Raw genomic sequence first — 21,603 nt, forward strand, 5'->3', positions numbered from 1 at the left:
CTCTAAGTTAAAACCACTCTGTCCTAGTGATCGTCCGTTCAATTTCAGGAAAAGAATCGATAAACGCTAGGACGCGCTGCAGTTCTTTTTCTGTTTGAACGCGAGAGGAAGAAACAGCGGCGATTCCGAAGCTGGTTCTTTGCCAGGTGTCCTGATAGCCAATCTCCGAAATCGAAACATTGAACTTGTTTTGAACCCTGGTTAAAATTCGCTTCAGAACGGCGCGCTTTTCTTTTAGCGATCCTGCATCATATATGATGCATTCACACTCCGCAAATCCGATCACGTTCTTTCAATTTCTTGCATGACAAACGCTTCAAGGATGTCACCTTCGCGAATGTCATTGTATTTCTTAATTGTAATACCACATTCATAGCCTTGTGAAACTTCTTTCACATCGTCTTTAAAGCGTTTCAGAACATCTACTTCGCCTTCGAAGATGACGACGCCGTCACGAATTAAACGGAGGCCGCTGTCGCGAGTAATGGTTCCTTCAGTAACATATCCGCCAGCAATTGTACCAATTTTAGATACTTTGAATGTTTGGCGCACTTCTACTTGACCAATTACTTTTTCTTCATATTCAGGATCAAGCATACCTTTCATGGCAGCTTCAATCTCGTCGATTACTTTGTAAATGATACGGTGAAGTCGAATATCTACATTTTCAGCTTCAGCCGTACTCTTAGCATTTCCGTCCGGTCTCACATTAAACCCGATAACAATTGCATTGGAAGCAGATGCCAAGATAATGTCAGATTCAGTAATCGCACCAACGCCTGTATGGATGATTTTCACTTTAACGCCTTCTACTTCAATTTTTTGAAGTGCAGCCGTTAAAGCTTCTGCAGATCCTTGAACGTCAGCTTTTACGATGAGATTGATGTCTTTTACATCACCTTGTTTAATTTGCTCGAATAAGTCATCAAGACTGAGCTTCGCTTTATCGCTGCGCTGCTCTTCAAGCTGTTTCGAAGCACGGGCTTCACCGACAGAACGAGCTGTTTTTTCATCCTTAAAGACAAGGAATTGGTCTCCCGCTTGAGGGACATCATTCAAACCGGTAATTTCAACCGGAGTAGACGGACCGGCAGTTTTTACACGGCGGCCAATGTCGTTGACCATCGCACGGACACGGCCAAATGTATTGCCGACTACGATCGGATCACCGACATGCAGTGTTCCAGTCTGTACGAGCAATGTCGCGACTGACCCTCTGCCTTTATCGAGTTCAGCTTCAATAACCGTTCCTTTTGCCTGACGGTTCGGGTTCGCTTTCAATTCCTCTACCTCACTGACAAGCAAGATCATTTCAATGAGCTCATCAATGCCTTTTCCAGTTAAAGCGGAAAGCGGCACAAAAATGGTTTCTCCGCCCCATGCTTCAGGGACAAGTCCGTATTCCGTCAGTTCTTGCATCACACGATCAGGGTTTGCGGATTCTTTATCAATTTTATTCACAGCAACGATGATTGGAACCTCTGCTGCTTTAGCATGGTTAATCGCTTCTACTGTTTGCGGCATTACACCGTCATCGGCAGCTACGACGAGAATCGTAATATCCGTTACTTCTGCACCGCGTGCACGCATCGTTGTAAATGCGGCGTGGCCCGGTGTATCCAAGAACGTGATTTTCTTGCCGTTCTCTTCAATTTGATAAGCGCCGATATGCTGAGTGATTCCGCCAGCTTCTCCTTCAACAACCTTTGTTTTACGGATGCTGTCAAGAAGCGTCGTTTTCCCATGGTCAACGTGGCCCATGATTGTTACAACAGGTGGACGAATTTCAAGATCCTCTTCTTTATCAGGCTCTTCGTATTTTTCCAGCTCTGTTTCTTCAAGCACAATGACCTCTTCTGTTTCAACACCATATTCTGATGCAATGAGTTCGATTGTGTCTTTATCAAGCTCTTGGTTAATGGTTGCCATTACGCCAAGAAGCATCAGCTTTTTAATGATTTCTGAAGGCTCTTTGCCAAGCTCTTCAGCAAGTGCGCCAACTGTTAAAGTGCCAGAGAATGTAATTTTCTCAGGAAGCTCTTTTTTCGGTTTTACAGGCTTTTGCTGATGTTGGTTTTTATTGTTGTGGTTGCGTTTATTTTTTTTGTTGTTGTTATTCTTCTTGTTTTTGTTAAATTGATTATTCTGCACGTCATTCTTCTTTCCGTCTCGAATTTTGTTTGGTTGATTTCCAGCTGATTGCTGATTAACCCCTTGTGGCTGTTTGTTTTTGTTCGTTTCTGCTGGCTTTTGAGATTTAGCGGCAGCGCCGCCTTTTTTATATTTGGCATCAAGCTTTTTAATGGCCTTTTCTTCTAGCATGGCCATGTGATTATTCACTTCTAAATCCATGTTTTTCAGTGCGGTCAAAATTTCCTTACTTGAAACATTTAACGCTTTTGCATATTCGTATACTCTCATTTTAGCCATTCGTTCACCCCCAAAAATATTAATCGAGCAAGCTGATCAGCTTATTCGCAAAACCTTGGTCAGTGACGGCGACAACGACACGGGCTTCTTTACCGATAGAGCGTCCAAGAACCGCGCGACTCTCGACTTTTTTATAAGGGACTTTATAATAATTGCACTTGTCGATTACTTTTTTTGCTGTGTTAGATGATGCATCCTCTGTAAGCAGGACAAGCTTTGCACGCGCATTCCTGATTTCTTTTATCACCAAGTCTTCGCCTGACACGACCTTACGAGCTCGATTGGCCAGACCCAGCAAGGGAAACCATTCCATTCCAGACATTTTATTTTTTCACCTTTTCCGCCAGTTCCAGCAATTCATCGAAAATCTGGTCATCGATTTGTGATTGAAATTGATTTTGCAAAGTGTTTTTCTTTTTTGCTGCTAAGATGCACTCTTTATCCAGCGTTAAATAAGCACCCCGCCCGTTCTTTTTGCCGGTCGGGTCTACTGAGATATCGCCTTCTTTCGACCGTACAACTCGGATCAGTTCCTTTTTAGGCTTCATTTCACCAGTCACTACACATTTGCGTAATGGGATCTTTTTGTGTTTATTCACCTAAAGTCACCTCTTATTCATCCGATTCAGCAGTTTCAGGCTCTGTAAAGAGCGGCTCATCGTCTTCTTCAAGTTCTCTCGGATAGATTCCAAGTTCTCTTGCGTCTGTTTCGCTCTTAATATCAATCTTCCAGCCTGTCAGTTTAGCAGCTAAGCGTGCGTTTTGTCCTCTTTTGCCAATCGCCAAAGACAGCTGGTAATCAGGAACAATAACAGTTGTCGCTTTTTCTTCTTCATTAACGATGACATCAAGCACTTTGGAAGGGCTGAGCGCATTCGCGACAAATTCTACAGGATCACTGGACCAGTTGACAATGTCAATTTTTTCACCTTTTAATTCATTGACGATTGCTTGCACACGCTGGCCTTTAGGGCCTACGCATGAACCGACAGGATCCACATCAGGATCATCTGTGCGGACAGAAATTTTTGAACGGTCGCCGGCTTCTCTGGCAACAGATTTTAGCTCGACAGTTCCATCATAAATTTCAGGCACTTCAATTTCAAACAAACGCTTTAACAGGCCTGGATGTGTTCTTGACACATAGATCTGCGGGCCCTTCGTTGTTTTTTCTACTTTTGTGATAAATACCTTAATGCGGTCATGAGGCTTGTAGCTTTCATTCGGCATTTGCTCATTAACCGGCAGCAAGGCTTCTATTTTGCCTAAAGACACGTAGATAAATTTATTGTCCAGACGCTGGACGATACCTGTCATGATGTCTTCTTCACGGTCGATAAATTCAGAATAAATCACACCGCGCTCAGCTTCGCGCACACGCTGTGTGACGACCTGCTTTGCTGTTTGAGCAGCTATACGCCCGAAATCCTTAGGAGTTACTTCGATTTCGACGACATCGCCGACCATATATTCCGGATGGATGCCCTGCGCTTCTTCGATCGAGATCTCTAATCTCTGGTCGTATACTTCGTCAACGACATCTTTTCTTGCAAATACACGGATGGAGCCAGTTTCACGGTTTAGATCCACCCGTACATTTTGCGCTTGATTAAAATTCCGCTTATAAGCAGAAATTAACGCAGCTTCGATTGCTTCAATGATAATTTCTTTACTGATGCCTTTTTCTTTTTCAAGAATCGTGAGAGCATCTAATAATTCACTGCTCATTTAACGGTCTCCCCCCTTAAAACATTTGTATTCATTAGAATGTAACAGCTAATCTTGCATTAGCTATCTTTTCATACGGAATATTGACCCGTTTCTTTCTTGTTTTGATCGTGATCTCAACTGTCACTGTTTGTCCATCAAATTCAGCCAGTTCACCTTCAAACACTTTTACGCCTTCAATAGGCTCGTACGTCTTAATGTATACATTTTTTCCAAGTGATTTTTCGAAATCGGCTTTTTTCTTTAGCGGACGCTCAGCTCCTGGAGATGAGACTTCAAGAAAGTAATTTTGGCTAATTGGGTCTGCCTCATCAAGCTTTTCGCTTAAAGCTTCGCTTACTTTGGCACATTCCTCAATATCCACACCGTCATCGGAATCAATAAACACGCGAAGGAACCAGCTTTGGCCCTCTTTGACAAATTCAATGTCAACGAGTTCCAGCTGAAGGCTGTCTACGATTGGCTGAGCCATTTCTTGAACGGTGTCAGTCACTTTTTTGCTCATGTTCTTCCTCCTTGTGCTGTCGATCTCATATTCGTCTCGTCACTCTGCATAAAAACCCTGCTTCAAAAGAGCAGGGGCTAAAAAGTAAACGATGAACATGTCGAGACAAAATTCTCTTGTTCAATACAAAAGAGCGGGTTTCCCCACTCTTTGCCTCGGTAATCGTTAGCATTTCCAATAAAACTATACCATAACCATATTTTTATTGCAAATGGATATACGCTTACCTTCATACCTAAGCAAGTGACAGAAACTCTAATAATACGATGACACTTTTTGCGCATATGTATGCATAGAAGCAGAATTTCCGAGAAATTCTGCTTTCCATGTTAAAACAGTGACAATTGGTTTTGATCAGGCAGTGATTCCAGACAGCCATGGCGATCTAAATACTCCAAAATCGTTTTAGATACTTTCCCTCTCTTTTGCAAATCTTCTTTTGAGAGGAATTCGCCTTCTTCGCGAGCTTTTACAATGTTCAAAGCAGCGTTCGTTCCTAATCCAGGGATAGAGTTAAACGGCGGGATAAGACTGTTGCCGTCAATAATAAACTCTGTAGCGCTGGAGCGATATAAATCGACTTTTTGGAATGAATAGCCTCTCTCACACATTTCAAGCGCTAATTCTAAAACAGTCAGAAGGTTCTTTTCCTTCGGTGAAGCATCCAGTCCTTTAGCGTTTATATCCTCCATAACCGCTCTGATTGCTGTAGAACCCTTGATCATTGTATCGATATCAAAGTCGTCCGCACGAACGGTAAAATAAGCCGCATAATATAAAAGAGCATGGTGCACTTTAAAGTAAGCAATTCGGACTGCCATTAAGACATATGCCGCGGCGTGGGCTTTCGGGAACATGTATTTAATCTTTTTACAAGAATCAATATACCAGTCTGGGACATTGTTATTTTTCATTTCTTCTTCCCATTCAGGCGTCAATCCTTTTCCTTTACGCACAAATTCCATGATTTTAAAGGCAAGGGACGGCTCAAGGCCTTGATAGATTAAATACACCATGATGTCATCACGGCAGCCGATAACCTCACTCAGCTCACAAATATTATTGTGGATGAGCTCCTGCGCATTGCCTAGCCATACATCAGTTCCATGAGACAAGCCTGAAATCTGAACGAGCTCTGAAAAAGTTGTCGGCTTAGTATCTTCAAGCATCTGCCGGACAAATCGGGTTCCGAATTCAGGAATTCCAAGCGTGCCCGTTTTACAGCCAATCTGTTCTTCCGTCACACCGAGTGATTCGGTTCCCTGGAAGATCTTCATCACTTCAGGATCATCCGTCGGGATTGTTTTTGGATCTATTCCGCTTAAGTCTTGAAGCATCCGAATGACAGTCGGATCATCGTGTCCGAGAATATCCAGTTTTAACAGGTTGTCATGGATGGAGTGGAAATCAAAATGAGTCGTTTTCCACTCTGAACCTGTGGCATCTGCCGGGAACTGAATCGGTGAAAAATCATAAATATCCATATAATCCGGAACTACGATAATACCGCCGGGGTGCTGTCCAGTTGTACGTTTTACACCTGTGCATCCCTGTACGAGCCTATCTATTTCGGCACCGCGCATATGAAGATCATTGTCTCCGGCATAGCCTTTTACATAACCGTAGGCTGTTTTTTCTGCCACCGTGCCTATTGTACCCGCACGATATACATTGTCTTCTCCGAACAGCACTTTTGTGTAATTGTGTGCCTGCGGCTGATATTCTCCCGAGAAGTTCAAATCGATATCAGGTACTTTGTCCCCTTTAAATCCTAAGAACGTTTCAAATGGAATATCATGGCCGTCTTTTTTCAAAGGTGTTCCGCAATGAGGACATGTTTTGTCAGGCAGGTCAAAACCAGAACCGACAGAACCGTCATTAAAGAACTCAGAATGCTGGCACTCAGGACAAACATAGTGCGGCGGCAGCGGGTTTACCTCGGTAATCTCAGTAAGTGTCGCAACTAATGAAGATCCTACGGAACCACGGGAACCAACGAGATACCCGTCATCTAGTGAACGTTTTACAAGTTTGTGAGAGATCAAGTAAATAACAGCAAAGCCGTGGCCAATGATACTCTTTAATTCTTTTTCAATCCGTGCTTCGACAATTTCAGGCAGCTCTTCCCCGTAAATGCTTCTTGCACGCTGATAGCTCATTTCTCTGATCTCTTCATCGGCGCCTTCGATTTTCGGCGTATATAAATCATCTTTAATCGGCTTGATGTCATCAACTAAAGATGCAACCTTTTGGGTATTGGTGACTACGATTTCCTTCGCTTTTTCTTCGCCTAAGAAAGAAAAAGCTTCAAGCATTTCGTCTGTCGTTCTGAAATGCACTTTTGGCAGCTCGTGCCTGTTCAGCGGATTTGCCCCGCCTTGTGAGGATATTAAAATCTTTCTGTAGATTTTATCCTCATCATTCAAGTAATGAACATTTCCCGTAGCAACAACCGGTTTATTAAGCTTTTCCCCCAGTTTGGTGATATTCGCGATGATTTCTTTCAGCGCTTTTTCATCACGGACCAATTCAAGCTCCAGCAAGTGACGGTACACTTCAGGCGGCTGAACCTCAAGATAATCATAGAATGACGCGATGTCTTCCACCTCTTCAGGCGATTTTTGCATCATTCCTTCAAAAACCTCTCCCCTGTCACAGGCTGAACCGATCAGAAGCCCTTCCCTGTATTTCTCAAGCTGAGATCTCGGAATACGCGGCACTCTGTAAAAATAATGAATATGAGAAAGTGACACAAGCTTAAATAAATTTTTGAGTCCCGTGCTGTTCACAGCAAGCAATGTAGCATGATACGGTCTTGATCTTTGATAAGCATTGGACTGACCCATATTTTCATTCAGCTCATCATGGTACTGAATGCCTTTTTCAGCTGCGTCTTTCAGCATTTTCAGAAGCAAATAAGCAGTCGCCTCAGTATCATAGATCGCACGGTGGTGCTGTGTGAGTTCGATATCGAACTTTTTACAAAGCGTGTTCAGCCGGTGGTTCTTAAATTCCGGATAGAGAAAACGGCCAAGCTCAAGGGTATCAATGACCGGGTTTTTAGCTTTATCGACTTCAAGAAGCTTTTTGTAGGCTACATTTAAGAACCCCATATCAAAGCTTGCATTATGAGCGACAAGGATATCATCGCCAATCCATTCCCTAAAATCTCTTATGACATCTACGACATCCGGAGCGTCGCGCAGCATATCATCGGTGATGCCTGTCAGCTCTATAATTGTGGCGGAAAGCGGACGATGCGGGTTCGCAAACGCCTCAAATTTATCAATAATTTCTCCGCCTTTTACTTTTACTGCAGCCAGCTCAATAATGGTATCGTATACAGCAGACAATCCTGTCGTCTCAACGTCAAAAACAACATATGTTTCTTCCTCGAGCAGACGATGTGCGGCATTATAAGCAATTGGCACGCCATCATCCACGAGATTCGCTTCCATCCCGTACATCATTTTAATTCCATGCTTTTTGGCCGCAGAATACGCATCAGGGAAGGATTGAACGACAGCATGGTCAGTCAAAGCGATGGCCTCATGCCCCCATTTTTTCGCCTGTTCGACAAGCTTTCCAATCCCCGTAACAGCATCCATTTGGCTCATTGGGGAATGCAGATGCAATTCCACTCTTTTTTCTCCTTCAGGTGCTGAATCTTCACGGGTTTTTGCTTTTATTTCGTTTACGTCATTTGCGATCATGACAAGATCTCTGACAAATGTATCATTTTGAATGCTTCCGCGTGCTTTTACCCACATTCCTTTTTTCAGAGACTTCATCAGTGCCGCATCTTCTTTTTCACGTGCAAACATCTTGATTAAAATACTATTTGTATAGTCTGTAATTTTAAAGATGCACAGCGTGCGCCCGCTCTTCAGCTCGCGCGTCTCCACATCAAACACATAACCTTGGACCGTAATTCTCCGTTCCTCGTCCATGATGCTGTCAAGTGTCCGGATTTCCTCGTTATCTTTAATCTGATAACCGATGACTAGAGGACCAGATGGAGCTTGGTCTTCATCACTTTCTTTATCTTTCTTCTCCATTTCAATCAAGGCCTGCATAGCCCGCTCTTGGTCTTCTGCAAGCTTTTGCTCCCGAAACTTTTGAACTTCCTGCTCGGATACAAATATTTCAGCATCAAGCTGAAGATCCGGAAAGCCAAATTGACGGTAGCCTGCTTGAATCATGGAACTGTATTTGTTCTTTAGCGCAGCCGCTTCTGTATCCGTTTTGGTTTTGACAATCAGTTTATTGCCCTTCAGCTTCGGTTTTTGCTGGTTTAAAAGACTGATAATCGGCGGCGAAATGCCCTGCAGTTCTTCAATGCAGCGTGACCAGTAGTCTTGAACAATACTTTCACTGACCTCGTTATCCTGAACTTCAATTGAAGATGTCACTTTTGCTATGTGGGCAAACGATTGGGTCAGCCTCGTTGTTAATGTTTCATATATTTGAAAAGGCAGCAAAGATTTAAATTGAAAATGAAAATGCCAAGATTTAGAAGCTTTGTGTATTGTCAGCTTTTTAATCTCGCCATCTTCAAAGTATGTCATGAAGGTATCATCTGTCATATTAATCTGCTGCAGAAGAATTTGAAACTGCCTTCTGTTTACTGATAACTGTTCCATTAAGACAGTATCCCTCCCTAAAAACATCATAAGTGAAGGTACCTCAGGCAATGAGGTACCTTCTATTATTTCTATTTTAACATGTTTTTTTGATAAATCGTTATGGTGATTACTGCTTGCTGATAAATGCGGATAATTCGTCTACTGAAATCTCAGTTGACTCACCTGTTTGGCGGATTTTCACTTCGACAATGCCTTCGTCAGCCCGTTTTCCAACAGTGATGCGAATTGGAAGGCCGATTAGATCTGAATCAGCGAATTTTACGCCGACGCTCAGCACGGTCGTCATAGAGCACCTCATAGCCTTCAGCTTTTAAATCGGCATACAGCTTTTCAGCAAGCTCTCTTTGCCCATCGTTTTTCATGTTCAAAGCAAGAATATGAAGATCGTACGGTGCAACGCTTTTTGGCCATATTAAGCCTTTTTCATCGTGATGCTGTTCAGCAATAGCAGAAAGCGTTCTTGACACGCCGATTCCGTAACAGCCCATCATCATTGGCTGCGCGCGTCCATTTTCATCTAGATATGTCGCATTCATCGCTTCTGAATAGCGTGTTCCAAGCTTAAAGACTTGTCCGACCTCGATCCCCTCAGCAAAACGGATCGTTCCCTTGCCGTCTGGTGAAGGATCGCCTTCCTTAATAAAACGAAGATCTGCAAACTCTTTAATTTGGGCGTCACGGTTCACATTGACATTTTGATAATGATGATCTCCTTCATTTGCTCCGGCAACAGCATTGACCATTGTCTTCACAGCTTGATCGGCATATACTTCCACATCCTGATGAATACCGATAGGGCCTATAAACCCTGGTTCTGTTCCGAGCTGCTGAATGACCTCTTCATGTGTGGCAAGCTCTACAACCTCTGCATGAAGCAAATTTTTCACTTTAATATCGTTCACTTCATGGTCCCCTCTAACAAGCACTAGGACAAAACGGTCATCGGCTTTAAACAATACTGACTTAATGCATGCTTCAGCAGAAACCTGTAGGAACGCAGTCAGTTCTTCAATTGTTTTCACGTTAGGCGTATGAACCTTCTCTAGAGCTTTTGGTTCTTCATTTGAAGGGACTTCCTGGTAAAGAACTTCAGCCATTTCGATATTAGCCGCGTACTGTGATTCATCAGAATACGCAATCGTATCCTCTCCGATCGCAGAAAGCGCCATAAATTCGTGCGTATCCTTTCCTCCCATTGCGCCTGAATCAGCAATAACAGGTCTTACATTAATGCCGCAGCGGGCAAAAATATTTGAATAAGCCTCATACATTTTTTGATACGTTTCATCCAGGCTCTCTGCAGATGCATGGAATGAGTACGCATCCTTCATAATAAATTCGCGGCCTCTTAACAAACCGAAGCGAGGACGTTTTTCATCTCTGAACTTAGACTGAATTTGATACAGAGTCAGAGGGAGACGCTTATAAGATTTAACCTCATCGCGAACAAGCGAAGTGATAACTTCTTCATGCGTTGCCCCTAAAGCAAATTCACGGCCATGACGGTCTTTTAGTCTCATCAGTTCGGGACCATACGTATACCATCTGCCTGATTCCTGCCATGTCTCAGCCTGCTGCAATGCGGGCATGAGCATTTCTACGGCATCAACTTTCTCCATTTCTTCTCGAACAATCTGCTGAATGTTTTGAATCACCTTATACGCAAGAGGCATATAGCTGTATACCCCGCTCGTATTCTGTCTGATAAATCCTGCTCTCAGAAGAAGCTGATGACTTTTTGCTTCGGCATCAGCTGGAACTTCACGGAGCGTAGGAATAAGCGTCAAGCTTTGTCTCATTTCTTCGCACCTCTGATTGATTTACTTTTCGTTTACAAAAACAGCCGCTGGATATCGTTCCATGTGACGACCAGCATAAGAAGCATTAAGAAGGCTACTCCGATAAACACAACAAATGCTTCTTTTTCCCTGTTAATCGGTTTGCCCCGAATCGCTTCAATAAATAGAAATAACAGTCTTCCCCCGTCAAGTGCCGGAATCGGAAGCAAGTTGACAATCCCAAGGTTAATGCTTAAAAACGCTGCAAACTGAAATAAGTTCACTATCCCTGTTTTCGCCACTTGGTCTGTCATGTCATATATGCCGACAGGACCTGACAGCATATCAAGTTTAAATTGGCCTGTTACTAATTTGCTCAGATTGGTTAAAATGGCTTTGGTGACATCAACGGTTGATGTCGCGCCATAAGCCACCGCTGAAAGAACGCCTTTTTCAGTCGGCGCATAGGAGCCGAAACGTCCGATTGTTTTTTTATTCTCATCTTTAACAGCTTCCGGAGTCACTGAAATATGAAGCGTTTTGTTATCTCTTTTTACTGCAACGTCCATTTCTTTTTCCGGGTTTTCTTTTACAGCGGAGACAATGTCAGTCCAAGACCTCATTTTTTCTCCGTTGATGCTTTGGATGTAATCCCCTTCTTTTAGCCCTGCTTCGGCCGCCCGTCCATTGTCTGTCAGCTGTCCGAGCATAGGCTCATTTGACGGTACACCTTGAATCAGCCCAAGCATCACTAAAATGACGTAAGCTAAAATAAAGTTCATAATCGGTCCTGCAGCAATGGCTTTGATCCGCTTCCACACAGGTTTGGAACCAAATTGGCGATTATACGGCGCAATCTGCACTTCTTCTCCGTCTACAATGAAAAAGGATGTTTCGCTGACCGTAAAGCTGGAAAGTTCGTCCTCTTTCCCTTGTTCATAACCGGTAATCTTCATGTCATGCTCTAAATCCGCTGTTTCCACTTCAATGACTAAAGCATCCGGATATTTTTCCTTTTGATTGATGATGACTTTCTCAACTTGATCTTCTTTATTAAACAGAAGCCCAACCGTGTAACCGGGTTTCACCTCAATCATTTCCGGATCTTCGCCGGCCATACGAACAAATCCGCCGACCGGAAGCAGCCTGATCGTATAAACTGTTTCATTTTTTTTGAAAGAAAAAATCTTTGGACCGAAGCCGATCGCAAATTCACGGCAGAGAATTCCCGCTCTTTGGGCTAGCAATAAATGGCCCAGTTCATGGAAGAAAACGAGCGTTCCGAAAATAATGATAAACGCTATAACTGTATTCACGAACATACCACCTTATGTGAGTATTGAATTGACGTATCCCCGGGTATCTTTGTCCACTTCTTGAATGTCCGCCAGGCTCGGTTTTTTCAGTAATTGATGGCGGGTTAGTGCCTTTTCGATACAGTCTTCAATAGCCAAAAACGGTATCTTGCCGGCTAAAAAGGCAGCGACAGCTACTTCATTTGCCGCATTTAGCACTGTCGGCATTGTTCCTCCTATTTTACCTGATTCAAATGCAAATTGTAAGCATCGGAACCTGTCAAAATCAGCTTTCTCAAAATGAAGGCTGCCGATTTCCCATAATTCAAGCCTTTTCGCATCTGGTAATGGCAACCGGTCAGGATATGTGAGCGCATATTGAATTGGGACTCTCATATCCGGAGTTCCAAGCTGCGCAATCACACTTTTATCATGAAACTCAACCATTGAATGGATGATGCTCTCCTTATGTAAAACCACATCAATTTGTTCATAAGGTATATCGAAAAGCCAATGTGCCTCGATCACCTCTAATCCCTTATTCATCATTGTAGCCGAATCAATTGTAATTTTTGCACCCATTGACCAATTCGGATGTTTTAATGCATCCTCAACAGTTACTGATTCGAGCTCCTCCCGCGTCTTGTCCCGAAAGCTTCCGCCTGATGCCGTAATGATGAGGCGTTCAATGTTTTTGGCCTGTTCGCCTTGGAGGGCTTGAAAAATGGCTGAATGCTCACTGTCAACAGGCAGCAGCGGAACATCATATTTCTTAGCATGTTCTTTTACTATATGCCCTGCAGTGACAAGAGTTTCCTTATTTGCAAGCGCAATTGTTTTTTTCTGTTCAATCGCCTTTAATGTCGGGATTAGGCCAACGCTGCCGAGCAAAGCGTTGACAACAATGTCAACCTCCTCCATTGCTGCTGCTTCTATCAGTCCTTCTTCTCCCAGCCCGATTTGGCATTCAAAAGAAAAAGACATTTGTTTTAGTTTATGATATGTATCCAGATCACCGACAGAGACAAATTTCGGCTGAAAGGCCTCAATCATCGGAACGGCCTTATCAATATTTCTGCCAAACGACATAGATACCAGCTGAAATTGATCTTGATGCGCACGCAGTACGTCAAGAGTCTGTTCGCCGATTGATCCTGTTGCTCCTAAAAGACAAATATTTTTCAAAGTTGCCACTACTCCTATTCTTATTGCTGCATGATCAGTCTCATATTCATATTAGACTTTTTTATGAAAAAAGGGCAAGCAGAAAGTACAAGAAAGGCATGACAAACAAGAAACTGTCAAAACGGTCTAATATACCGCCATGCCCGGGAAGAATATTCCCAGAATCCTTTACATCGTAATGTCTTTTCAAGGCGGATTCCACTAAATCTCCAAGTTGTCCGAAAACAGACAAAAACAGCGTGATCAACAGCAGATAGATATACGGGATCGGAAGTTGTGCCACAAGCTGAAAAATCGTCGCCAATACAAGTGCGATGACAATTCCGCCTACAAAACCCTCCACTGTTTTATTCGGACTGATTTCAGGCCACAGTTTTCGCTTCCCAAGCGCTTTACCGACAAAATATGCACCGGAATCAGTGGACCAAATGACAACACATGCATAAAAAATGTATGTTAATCCGTATTGGTCAAGATTTCTAATTTCGATAAAATAATGAAAACACATTCCGATGTAGATTGCGGCAAGCGTAATAAATCCGACTTCATCAAAAGTAAAGGTGTTCTTGACCAACACTGTGTAAGTCAGCAATAGCAATACCGCAAACAAAGCGATTTCCATTTTGGAAATTCCATCCGCTTCGAAAAACGAATACTGGCTTGGCAATAAGAACATCCACAATAATAAAAGACCGATCAAACCCGGCAGTGAAATCATCTTCAGCTTTTTCATCCGTAAAAGTTCAAAGAGCGCCACACTGCCCATAGCATAAATTAATATGGTGAACGGCAATTTCCCGACAATAACCAAAAATAAAAATACAATTGCTGCCAGAACACCTGTCAAAATTCTTTGTTTCATGTCCACCATCCTCTAAATTCCGCCAAACCTCCGGCCTCTCTGCTGAAACTCTCCTAACGCCTGTAAGAAGTGATCTTCTTTGAAATCAGGCCACAAGACGTCAGTAAAGACAAATTCACTGTAGGCCACCTGCCATAGCATAAAGTTACTCAGTCTTATCTCGCCGCTCGTTCGAATTAAAAGTTCAGGATCCTGCAAAGATTCAGTCATTAAATAAGTAGAAAAAAGCGATTCATCAATGTCTTCAATATTCAAAGAGCCTTCCTTCACTTTTTCCGCGAGTGATTTTGCAGCAGTGACAATTTCAGTACGGCCTCCATAGTTAAGGGCAAAATTAAGGATCATTCCATCATTTTGCGCCGTATCCTGAACAGCCTTTTCAATCGCACGCAATGTGTGCGCCGGCAAAGCCGTTTCATCCCCAATGATCCGAACCTGTACATTTTCCTCAACAAGCTCTGGAAGATACGTATTCAAAAATTCTTCCGGAAGCTTCATTAAAAAATCGACTTCCATTTTCGGTCTTTTCCAGTTTTCTGTTGAAAATGCATACAAAGTCAGCACTTTGACACCTAATTCGTTTGCGAGCTTCGTTGTCCTTTTTACCACCTTCATCCCTTCATGGTGGCCTGCAATTCTGGGAAGAGAGCGTTTTTTAGCCCAACGGCCATTTCCATCCATGATAATGGCGATGTGTTCGGGAATTTCTCCCTTAAGTATGTCTTCTTTTGTATAGCGTTCTAAGTTGGAAGCCGCAGTTTGCTGATTCTTCCAATTTTTGAGTATGTTGAGCATGAGATTCCTCCGTCACCCAAAAAGGTTACATTCCCTGCTGATCATCAATGTAATCAACAGTATTAACAAAAAAACCCCCTGTAAACATGAGAGGGTCTTTTCACTATTATCTATTGTACATAGTTTTTCATTAAACTTCCATGATTTCTTTTTCTTTGTCTTTTGTGACACTGTCAATTTTTGACACATATTCATCTGTCAGTTTTTGAACGTCTTCAGTGGAAGCACGCAATTCATCCTCAGTAATGTCTCCGTTTTTCTCAAGTTTTTTGAGATCATCGTTAGCATCACGACGAACGTTACGGACAGCTACTTTTGCTTCTTCAGCATATTTTTTTACAACTTTCACTAATTCTTTCCGTCTCTCTTCCGTTAGTGCCGGAATTGCAATTCGAATCATATTGCCGTCACTTGTCGGTGTAAGACCTAAATCAGCTTTTAAAATCGCTTTTTCGATATCGCCGATTGCTGTTTTGTCGTATGGCGTGATAACGAGCATACGAGCTTCAGGCACATTAATAGAAGACAACTGATTTAAAGGTGTCTGTGCCCCGTAATATTCAACCGTTACTTTATCTAATAAAGATGGATTTGCACGGCCTGCGCGTACAGTAGCCAATTCGCGCTGATAAGCAGCAATTGCTTTTTCCATTTTTTCTTTTGTTTGAGTTAATACTTCTTTTGACACGTTATTTCCCCCTCACGATCGTTCCGATTGATTCACCGATAACGGCACGTTTGATATTTCCTTCTTCCATAATAGAAAAGACGATAAGCGGAATGTCATTATCCATGCATAAAGATGATGCTGTTGAATCCATGACTTCCAGGCCGTCTTTAAGAACGTCAAGATAAGAAAGTGATTCATACTTAACAGCTGATTCATCTTTTCTAGGATCAGCATTATACACACCGTCAACATTATTTTTAGCCATCAAAATAACGTCTGCCTCAATTTCAGCAGCCCGCAGTGCAGCTGTTGTATCAGTTGAGAAATATGGGTTTCCTGTGCCCGCAGCGAAAATAACAACACGTTTTTTCTCTAAGTGGCGTATCGCTTTTCTTCTTATGTACGGTTCAGCAACTTGTCTCATTTCAATGGATGTTTGCACTCTGGACTGGATTCCGAGTGTTTCCAAGCTGTCTTGAAGAGCAAGCGAATTCATAACTGTCGCCAGCATCCCCATATAGTCAGCAGTCGCACGGTCCATGCCCAGGTCACTTCCTGTTTTTCCGCGCCATAGGTTGCCGCCGCCTACTACAACAGCCACTTCGACTTCAAGCTCAGCGATTTCTTTCACTTGCTTTGCAATGGATTGAATGACAGTTGGGTTAATTCCGTTTCCCTGTTTTCCTGCCAATGCTTCCCCGCTAAGCTTTAATACGATACGTTTGTATTTTGGTTTTTCCATGATAACCTCCAAGTGTAAACATTGCCGTTTTCTATTATGCAAGAGAAAAAAAGGTTTGTAAATATAGTTTTAAAAATAGGGAACACAAATTGTGTCCCCTATACTGCCTGAAAAGTCGCGACTTGGCCGCGAAATCTTTTCGCCATTATTTTTTCACTTGGTTCATTACTTCTTCAGCAAAGTTTTCTTGACGTTTTTCGATGCCTTCTCCAACTTCATAGCGGACATAAGTTTGAACAGTTGCGTTTTTCGCTGCAACAACTTGTTTCACTTTTTCATCTGGGTTTTTAACGAACGCTTGGTCTAAAAGACAAATTTCTTCGAAGAATTTGTTCAGACGGCCTTCAACCATTTTCGCTACGATGTTTTCAGGTTTGCCTTCTTGAAGGGCTTGCTGAGTTAGGATTTGACGCTCATGGTTAGCTTCTTCTTCAGAAACTTGATCACGAGAAATGTAACGAGGGTTAACCGCAGCAACGTGCATTGCGATATCTTTCGCAATTTCTTCGTCAGTTGTACCGTTAAGAACAGTTAATACACCGATGCGGCCGCCCATGTGAAGGTAAGCACCGAATGCAGAGCTGTCGTCTTTTGTAAGAACTGTAAAGCGGCGAAGAGTGATTTTCTCACCGATTTTAGCAACTGCGCTTGTGATGTACTCTTCAACAGTAGAGCCATTTTCCATTTTTTGACCCATTGCTTCTTCAACATCTGCAGGTGCATTTGCAAGAAGGTGGTCAGCTAAAGTGTTAAGAAGCTCTTTGAAGCCTTCGTTTTTCGCAACGAAGTCAGTTTCAGAGTTTACTTCTAGGATAACACCTTTGTTGCCGTCAGTTTTAATAAGAGTAGAACCTTCTGCTGCGATACGGTCAGCTTTTTTCGCTGCTTTTGCAATCCCTTTTTCTCTTAAAAGGTCAATTGCTTTGTCCATATCTCCGTCAGTTTCAGTTAACGCTTTTTTACAATCCATCATGCCCGCGCCAGTTTTTTCACGCAGTTCTTTTACTTGCTGTGCAGTAATTGCCATTTGTATTCCTCCTTATATGTTTAAACAAGAGTATGTATATTACACATTTTTCTTGAAAAAAGGTGATAAAAGGCAGTCCCTCTTATCACCTTTTGAATAGGTTACGCAGTTGTTGTTTCTGTTTCTGGTGCAGTTTCTTCAGCAACTTCCGCTTCTTCTTCGCCTTGCTTCGCTTCTAAGATTGCATCTGCCATTTTAGAAGTTAGAAGTTTAACAGCGCGGATAGCGTCATCGTTCGCTGGGATTACAACATCGATTTCATCTGGATCACAGTTAGTATCTACGATACCGATGATAGGGATGTTTAATGTGCGAGCTTCCGCAACAGCGATGCGCTCTTTGCGAGGATCGATGATGAATAATGCATCAGGAAGATCCTTCATATCTTTAATTCCGCCTAGGAATTTTTCAAGACGCTCTAATTCTTTTTTCAATTGAACGACTTCTTTTTTAGGAAGTACATCAAACGTACCGTTTTCTTGCATTTTTTCAATGTCTTTAAGACGTTTAATACGTTTTTGGATTGTTTCAAAGTTTGTTAATGTACCGCCCAACCAGCGTTGGTTGACATAGTACATGCCAGAGCGTTGAGCTTCTTCTTTAACAGAATCTTGAGCTTGTTTTTTTGTTCCAACGAAAAGGATTTTTCCGCCTTCAGCAGCAAGATTTTTAGTGAAGTTGTAAGCTTCCTCTACTTTTTTGACTGTTTTTTGAAGGTCAATGATGTAGATTCCGTTACGCTCCGTGAAAATGTAACGCTTCATTTTTGGGTTCCAACGGCGTGTTTGGTGACCGAAGTGAACACCAGCTTCAAGCAATTGCTTCATAGAAATGACTGACATGTTATTTCCTCCTAGTATAATGGTTTTTTTCCTCCGCTTAGGTCATTTTTGTGCAGAACTGCCGCCTGCAGCACCCTCTGCATAAATCGTTAAGCGTGTGTATTTAACACCAAGACATAATATAACACAGCTTTATCCGACAATCAAGAATCCTTTACACCTTTGGAGCGAAATTTTAAAAATAGCTCGATTTCTGTCTTTCCGCTCTTCAGTTTCTGAGCAATTTGACTTGCCGAATACCCCTGTTCATATAATTCTATGACCTGGTCTTCAAATGATGGGACATCACTGTTTACGATCTCTTCCCGACGGTCAACCTCAGTAATCAGACCTTCAATATGTTCAGGAAGGTTCTCTATTTCTTGAACTTCATCCCGCTCTGGATGTTTTTCAAAGTGCTGAAGATCTGTCTTTTGAGATTCTGCGTCAGATTGACTTGAAGATGGAGCGGCGTTTTCTATCAGTTTCTCATTTTCTTCTTTTAATTCAAGGAGAAAGGCGGCCAAGGTGTTTTCCGTCTCTTCAAGTATCTGCTTTTGCTGTTTTTCTGTTTCTTTCACTGCAGCGAGCCTCGTATACAGGATAATGACAGCGTACAGAAGAACGCCGTGGAGCGTAAAGCTTAAAAGCCATAATAGTGTTGACATGTTTTTCACTCGCTAACCATGAAATTCATTATTGAATCACTTTTTCCAGCAGATTCTTTAGTTTAAATAATGCCTTTGAATGGATCTGTGATATGCGGGACGTAGAAAGATTTAATACTTGTCCGATTTCTGTCAGTGTCAGCTCTTCTTTGTAGAACAAACTGACAACCAGCTGTTCTTTTTCAGAGAGTTCGTGAATTTTTTCAGCAAGCTGTGCAATCAGTTCATCCTTCATAATCTTTTCTTCAGGCGGAACATTTTTGTCATCTCTGATCATGACTTGAATGTTTTCCCCGTCATCTTGATCATGGAGCTTTTCATCAATTGACAGCAGATTTGCAAAAAAACCTTCATTCATTGTTGACACGACATCCTGTACCGTCATTCCGAGTTCCTCTGCAATTTCCGCGGGCGATACATTCCGAAGATAACGCTGTTCAAGCTTTTCAATTGCTGCTTCAACCTTCTTTGTTTTTTCGCGTGAGGTTCTGGGCAGCCAATCTTCTTTACGAAGCCCGTCTATGATTGCGCCGCGAATTCTAAACGAGGCGTAGGTATCAAATTTTAAGTCCCGGCTAGGGTCAAATTTTTCAAGGGCATCATATAAACCAAGCATACCAAGGCTCATTAGATCGTCTTTATGCACTGATTTCGGCAGTCCGACAGAAATTCTGCCTACATGATATGTGACAAGCGGCATGTAACGGCGCATTAAGTCGTCACCGGCTTTAGGATCTTTCCACTCTTTCCAGCGCGTCCAAAGCACCTGATCTTCATAATTCAAGGATTGCATTGTTATCCCCCTAATACCTTAATTAAATCGTTTTTTCACCTTGTTTAACAGTTCGAATATGCAGCATGCAGGACTTCGGTTCAAATTCTATCGTCCGGCCGCTTGAGCCGCCCGTATCTTCACTAATAATAGGAATATTAAATAAAGACAGCTGTTCTTTTATCGCTAATACATTTCTCGGTCCGATCTTCATCAAATCATTTGTCGATTTAAATTTAAACATCTCTGATCCGCCGGCCAGCTTTGCTTTTAATGCAAATTTCCTACATCCCGCTCCTATCAGCATATCAATCGTGGTCTTTACGGCAGTGTCAGCGTACTTAGCCCGGTTAAGCTCTGCAGTTTTCGATAACGTCGAATCCGGCAGCATGACATGAACAAGACCCGCCGTTTGCTTTTCTTTATCATAAAGCACCAGCCCCACACATGACCCTAAACCAGAGGTCCGAATGGTATCCGGGAAGCGGGCGATCTTCACATCAGCAATCCCAACCTTTATAACAACAGCCTCAGTTGTACTCATAATGATGCACCTAAAGCGACAAAGAGCTTTTCAAATGAATCATAGTCCGGCAGCATAAACATATGCGCTTTCAGCTCTTGCTGATGGCTCTGGTCAAAAATTGACGTGTCGACCACAATGGCGTGTTCTCCAACCTGACTGAGCTCCATCAGCCCTTCGCTGATCACAGCTCCGAACATGTCCAATGAAACTTCAGGAACACTTGGATAAAGCTGGAGTTTCGTCAAATCTGCCAAAGCTGTTAAATATGATCCCGCTAAAATATTGCCCAGTTCATGCAAAGCGGATGAGCTCATATGATCTTCACCTAAGTCCTCTATATCAAAATCAGGGTTTCCAATCAGCTCTCTGATAAATTGCTCCGCCTGAAAAAAAGGCATTATAAAGAACATCGAACCCGTTAAATCGCCTTCCATTCTTAAAAAGATGCTGGCAACCGGGACATCAGCACCGCCGAAAAAATCGACAAGCTCATCAAAAGACAGCAACTTTGCAAATGGGACTTCCATATCTATCTTTCTATTTAACAGCTGGGCCATTGCAGAGGCGGAGTGGCCGGCGCCTATATTGCCGACTTCCCGCAAAATGTCCATCTGCTCTTCTTTGATTCCATTAAAAATACTCATGTCATAACCCCTTTAAGATTAAGCTTGATCGGGCACAGCGGACTGAGATGATTCTTTATCCAAAACCGCGTTCGCATCAATAATATTTAAGAGTCTGTTCTCTTGTTTCACAATCTGTTCGATCGACACATCAGTATCTTTCTGAACGCCTTCTGGAGCGGATTCTATTTCACTTTCGTGTACGGTTATCACATCATTCGCTTCATCCACAATCCAGCCGACTTCAATATCACGATAAGCAATAATGATAATTCGTGTTTCATCGGTAATTTCATACTCTGGCAAATTCAGGCGCTTTCTTAAATCAATAACCGGAGTCACCACCCCGCGCAAATTGATTACCCCGCAAATATATGGTTCGACGCCAGGTACCCTCGTTGGCTTTTGCCATTTTTCAATTGATTTCACCTGAGTGACGGAAATGGCATATTCTTTTCCATTTACCATAAAGACAATCATTTTTTCGCCTGTTTTAATTTCTGCAGTCATGTGAGACACCTCCTCGAATG

20 protein-coding genes and 1 pseudogene are annotated in these 21,603 nt (G+C 42.5%); all 21 read right to left on the bottom strand.

All coding sequences use genetic code 11. The annotated features are described in order from the left end of the window. Positions 1-7: 7 nt before the first annotated feature. Positions 8-286: a DUF503 domain-containing protein gene (locus QA442_RS13565; protein ID WP_003220950.1), complete on the bottom strand. Its 279-nt coding sequence runs from the start codon at positions 284-286 to the stop codon at positions 8-10. After that, positions 283-2,430: a translation initiation factor IF-2 gene (gene infB, locus QA442_RS13570; protein WP_014663997.1), complete on the bottom strand. Its 2,148-nt coding sequence runs from the start codon at positions 2,428-2,430 to the stop codon at positions 283-285. The genes QA442_RS13565 and infB overlap by 4 nt, the downstream gene beginning before the upstream one ends. Positions 2,431-2,449: 19 nt before the next feature. Next, the gene (locus tag QA442_RS13575; RefSeq protein ID WP_095431311.1) at positions 2,450-2,752 is read right to left on the bottom strand and encodes a YlxQ family RNA-binding protein; all 303 of its coding nucleotides are present in this window, start codon (positions 2,750-2,752) and stop codon (positions 2,450-2,452) included. Between the two features lies 1 nt (position 2,753). Continuing rightward, the gene (gene rulR / locus QA442_RS13580; protein ID WP_014663996.1) at positions 2,754-3,029 is read right to left on the bottom strand and encodes an RNase P modulator RnpM; all 276 of its coding nucleotides are present in this window, start codon (positions 3,027-3,029) and stop codon (positions 2,754-2,756) included. 13 nt (positions 3,030-3,042) lie between these two features. Further along, the gene (gene nusA / locus QA442_RS13585) at positions 3,043-4,158 is read right to left on the bottom strand and encodes a transcription termination factor NusA (RefSeq protein ID WP_014663995.1); all 1,116 of its coding nucleotides are present in this window, start codon (positions 4,156-4,158) and stop codon (positions 3,043-3,045) included. Positions 4,159-4,192: 34 nt separating this feature from the next. Then, positions 4,193-4,663, bottom strand: a complete 471-nt coding sequence (gene rimP, locus QA442_RS13590) for a ribosome maturation factor RimP (protein WP_014663994.1) — start codon at positions 4,661-4,663, stop codon at positions 4,193-4,195. A gap of 329 nt (positions 4,664-4,992) precedes the next feature. Then, complete coding sequence (locus QA442_RS13595) at positions 4,993-9,306, bottom strand: PolC-type DNA polymerase III (protein WP_095431310.1); 4,314 nt, start codon at positions 9,304-9,306, stop codon at positions 4,993-4,995. Positions 9,307-9,415: 109 nt separating this feature from the next. Beyond that, positions 9,416-11,108, bottom strand: a pseudogene (proS, locus tag QA442_RS13600) (proline--tRNA ligase). A gap of 32 nt (positions 11,109-11,140) precedes the next feature. Next, positions 11,141-12,409 carry an RIP metalloprotease RseP gene (gene rseP / locus QA442_RS13605; RefSeq protein ID WP_014663991.1) on the bottom strand — a complete coding sequence of 423 codons (1,269 nt, stop codon included), beginning with the start codon at positions 12,407-12,409 and terminating at the stop codon, positions 11,141-11,143. Positions 12,410-12,415: 6 nt separating this feature from the next. Further along, on the bottom strand, positions 12,416-13,567 hold the full coding sequence (gene dxr / locus QA442_RS13610; RefSeq protein ID WP_014663990.1) for a 1-deoxy-D-xylulose-5-phosphate reductoisomerase: 1,152 nt from the start codon (positions 13,565-13,567) through the stop codon (positions 12,416-12,418). A gap of 61 nt (positions 13,568-13,628) precedes the next feature. Then, positions 13,629-14,438: a phosphatidate cytidylyltransferase gene (cdsA, locus tag QA442_RS13615; RefSeq protein ID WP_082033008.1), complete on the bottom strand. Its 810-nt coding sequence runs from the start codon at positions 14,436-14,438 to the stop codon at positions 13,629-13,631. 3 nt (positions 14,439-14,441) lie between these two features. Further along, on the bottom strand, positions 14,442-15,224 hold the full coding sequence (locus tag QA442_RS13620; protein WP_040083163.1) for an undecaprenyl pyrophosphate synthase: 783 nt from the start codon (positions 15,222-15,224) through the stop codon (positions 14,442-14,444). A 130-nt stretch (positions 15,225-15,354) separates the two neighbouring features. Next, positions 15,355-15,912, bottom strand: a complete 558-nt coding sequence (gene frr, locus QA442_RS13625; RefSeq protein WP_003231927.1) for a ribosome recycling factor — start codon at positions 15,910-15,912, stop codon at positions 15,355-15,357. A gap of 1 nt (position 15,913) precedes the next feature. Continuing rightward, positions 15,914-16,636 carry a UMP kinase gene (gene pyrH / locus QA442_RS13630; RefSeq protein WP_095431308.1) on the bottom strand — a complete coding sequence of 241 codons (723 nt, stop codon included), beginning with the start codon at positions 16,634-16,636 and terminating at the stop codon, positions 15,914-15,916. A 145-nt stretch (positions 16,637-16,781) separates the two neighbouring features. Continuing rightward, positions 16,782-17,663, bottom strand: a complete 882-nt coding sequence (tsf, locus tag QA442_RS13635) for a translation elongation factor Ts (protein ID WP_014663986.1) — start codon at positions 17,661-17,663, stop codon at positions 16,782-16,784. A gap of 101 nt (positions 17,664-17,764) precedes the next feature. Then, on the bottom strand, positions 17,765-18,505 hold the full coding sequence (gene rpsB, locus QA442_RS13640) for a 30S ribosomal protein S2 (RefSeq protein ID WP_279473264.1): 741 nt from the start codon (positions 18,503-18,505) through the stop codon (positions 17,765-17,767). Positions 18,506-18,648: 143 nt separating this feature from the next. Next, on the bottom strand, positions 18,649-19,152 hold the full coding sequence (locus tag QA442_RS13645; RefSeq protein WP_069840317.1) for a Swarming motility protein SwrB: 504 nt from the start codon (positions 19,150-19,152) through the stop codon (positions 18,649-18,651). A 28-nt stretch (positions 19,153-19,180) separates the two neighbouring features. Continuing rightward, positions 19,181-19,945 carry an RNA polymerase sigma-28 factor SigD gene (gene sigD / locus QA442_RS13650; protein WP_003220911.1) on the bottom strand — a complete coding sequence of 255 codons (765 nt, stop codon included), beginning with the start codon at positions 19,943-19,945 and terminating at the stop codon, positions 19,181-19,183. A 22-nt stretch (positions 19,946-19,967) separates the two neighbouring features. Beyond that, positions 19,968-20,468 (bottom strand): chemoreceptor glutamine deamidase CheD, encoded by a 501-nt coding sequence (gene cheD / locus QA442_RS13655; RefSeq protein WP_095431307.1) that lies wholly within the window; start codon positions 20,466-20,468, stop codon positions 19,968-19,970. Beyond that, on the bottom strand, positions 20,465-21,094 hold the full coding sequence (gene cheC, locus QA442_RS13660; RefSeq protein ID WP_003231935.1) for a CheY-P phosphatase CheC: 630 nt from the start codon (positions 21,092-21,094) through the stop codon (positions 20,465-20,467). Before cheC ends, cheD begins: the two co-directional genes overlap by 4 nt. Positions 21,095-21,112: 18 nt before the next feature. Next, positions 21,113-21,583: a chemotaxis protein CheW gene (gene cheW, locus QA442_RS13665; RefSeq protein WP_003231938.1), complete on the bottom strand. Its 471-nt coding sequence runs from the start codon at positions 21,581-21,583 to the stop codon at positions 21,113-21,115. Positions 21,584-21,603: the final 20 nt, after the last annotated feature.

Source organism: Bacillus stercoris, assembly GCF_029772985.1.
Lineage (GTDB): Bacteria > Bacillota > Bacilli > Bacillales > Bacillaceae > Bacillus > Bacillus stercoris.

What these genes read in the sequence shown, in the direction of transcription:
- QA442_RS13645 (WP_069840317.1), bottom strand. Translation starts at nt 19,152, where the DNA reads ATGTCAACACTATTATGGCTTTTAAGCTTTACGCTCCACGGCGTTCTT.
- cheD (WP_095431307.1), bottom strand. Translation starts at nt 20,468, where the DNA reads ATGAGTACAACTGAGGCTGTTGTTATAAAGGTTGGGATTGCTGATGTG.
- rimP (WP_014663994.1), bottom strand. Translation starts at nt 4,663, where the DNA reads ATGAGCAAAAAAGTGACTGACACCGTTCAAGAAATGGCTCAGCCAATC.
- cheC (WP_003231935.1), bottom strand. Translation starts at nt 21,094, where the DNA reads ATGAGTATTTTTAATGGAATCAAAGAAGAGCAGATGGACATTTTGCGG.
- QA442_RS13620 (WP_040083163.1), bottom strand. Translation starts at nt 15,224, where the DNA reads ATGCTCAACATACTCAAAAATTGGAAGAATCAGCAAACTGCGGCTTCC.
- pyrH (WP_095431308.1), bottom strand. Translation starts at nt 16,636, where the DNA reads ATGGAAAAACCAAAATACAAACGTATCGTATTAAAGCTTAGCGGGGAA.
- rpsB (WP_279473264.1), bottom strand. Translation starts at nt 18,505, where the DNA reads ATGTCAGTCATTTCTATGAAGCAATTGCTTGAAGCTGGTGTTCACTTC.
- sigD (WP_003220911.1), bottom strand. Translation starts at nt 19,945, where the DNA reads ATGCAATCCTTGAATTATGAAGATCAGGTGCTTTGGACGCGCTGGAAA.
- QA442_RS13575 (WP_095431311.1), bottom strand. Translation starts at nt 2,752, where the DNA reads ATGTCTGGAATGGAATGGTTTCCCTTGCTGGGTCTGGCCAATCGAGCT.
- tsf (WP_014663986.1), bottom strand. Translation starts at nt 17,663, where the DNA reads ATGGCAATTACTGCACAGCAAGTAAAAGAACTGCGTGAAAAAACTGGC.
- QA442_RS13595 (WP_095431310.1), bottom strand. Translation starts at nt 9,306, where the DNA reads ATGGAACAGTTATCAGTAAACAGAAGGCAGTTTCAAATTCTTCTGCAG.
- rseP (WP_014663991.1), bottom strand. Translation starts at nt 12,409, where the DNA reads ATGTTCGTGAATACAGTTATAGCGTTTATCATTATTTTCGGAACGCTC.
- nusA (WP_014663995.1), bottom strand. Translation starts at nt 4,158, where the DNA reads ATGAGCAGTGAATTATTAGATGCTCTCACGATTCTTGAAAAAGAAAAA.
- cdsA (WP_082033008.1), bottom strand. Translation starts at nt 14,438, where the DNA reads ATGGTGGACATGAAACAAAGAATTTTGACAGGTGTTCTGGCAGCAATT.
- infB (WP_014663997.1), bottom strand. Translation starts at nt 2,430, where the DNA reads ATGGCTAAAATGAGAGTATACGAATATGCAAAAGCGTTAAATGTTTCA.
- cheW (WP_003231938.1), bottom strand. Translation starts at nt 21,583, where the DNA reads ATGACTGCAGAAATTAAAACAGGCGAAAAAATGATTGTCTTTATGGTA.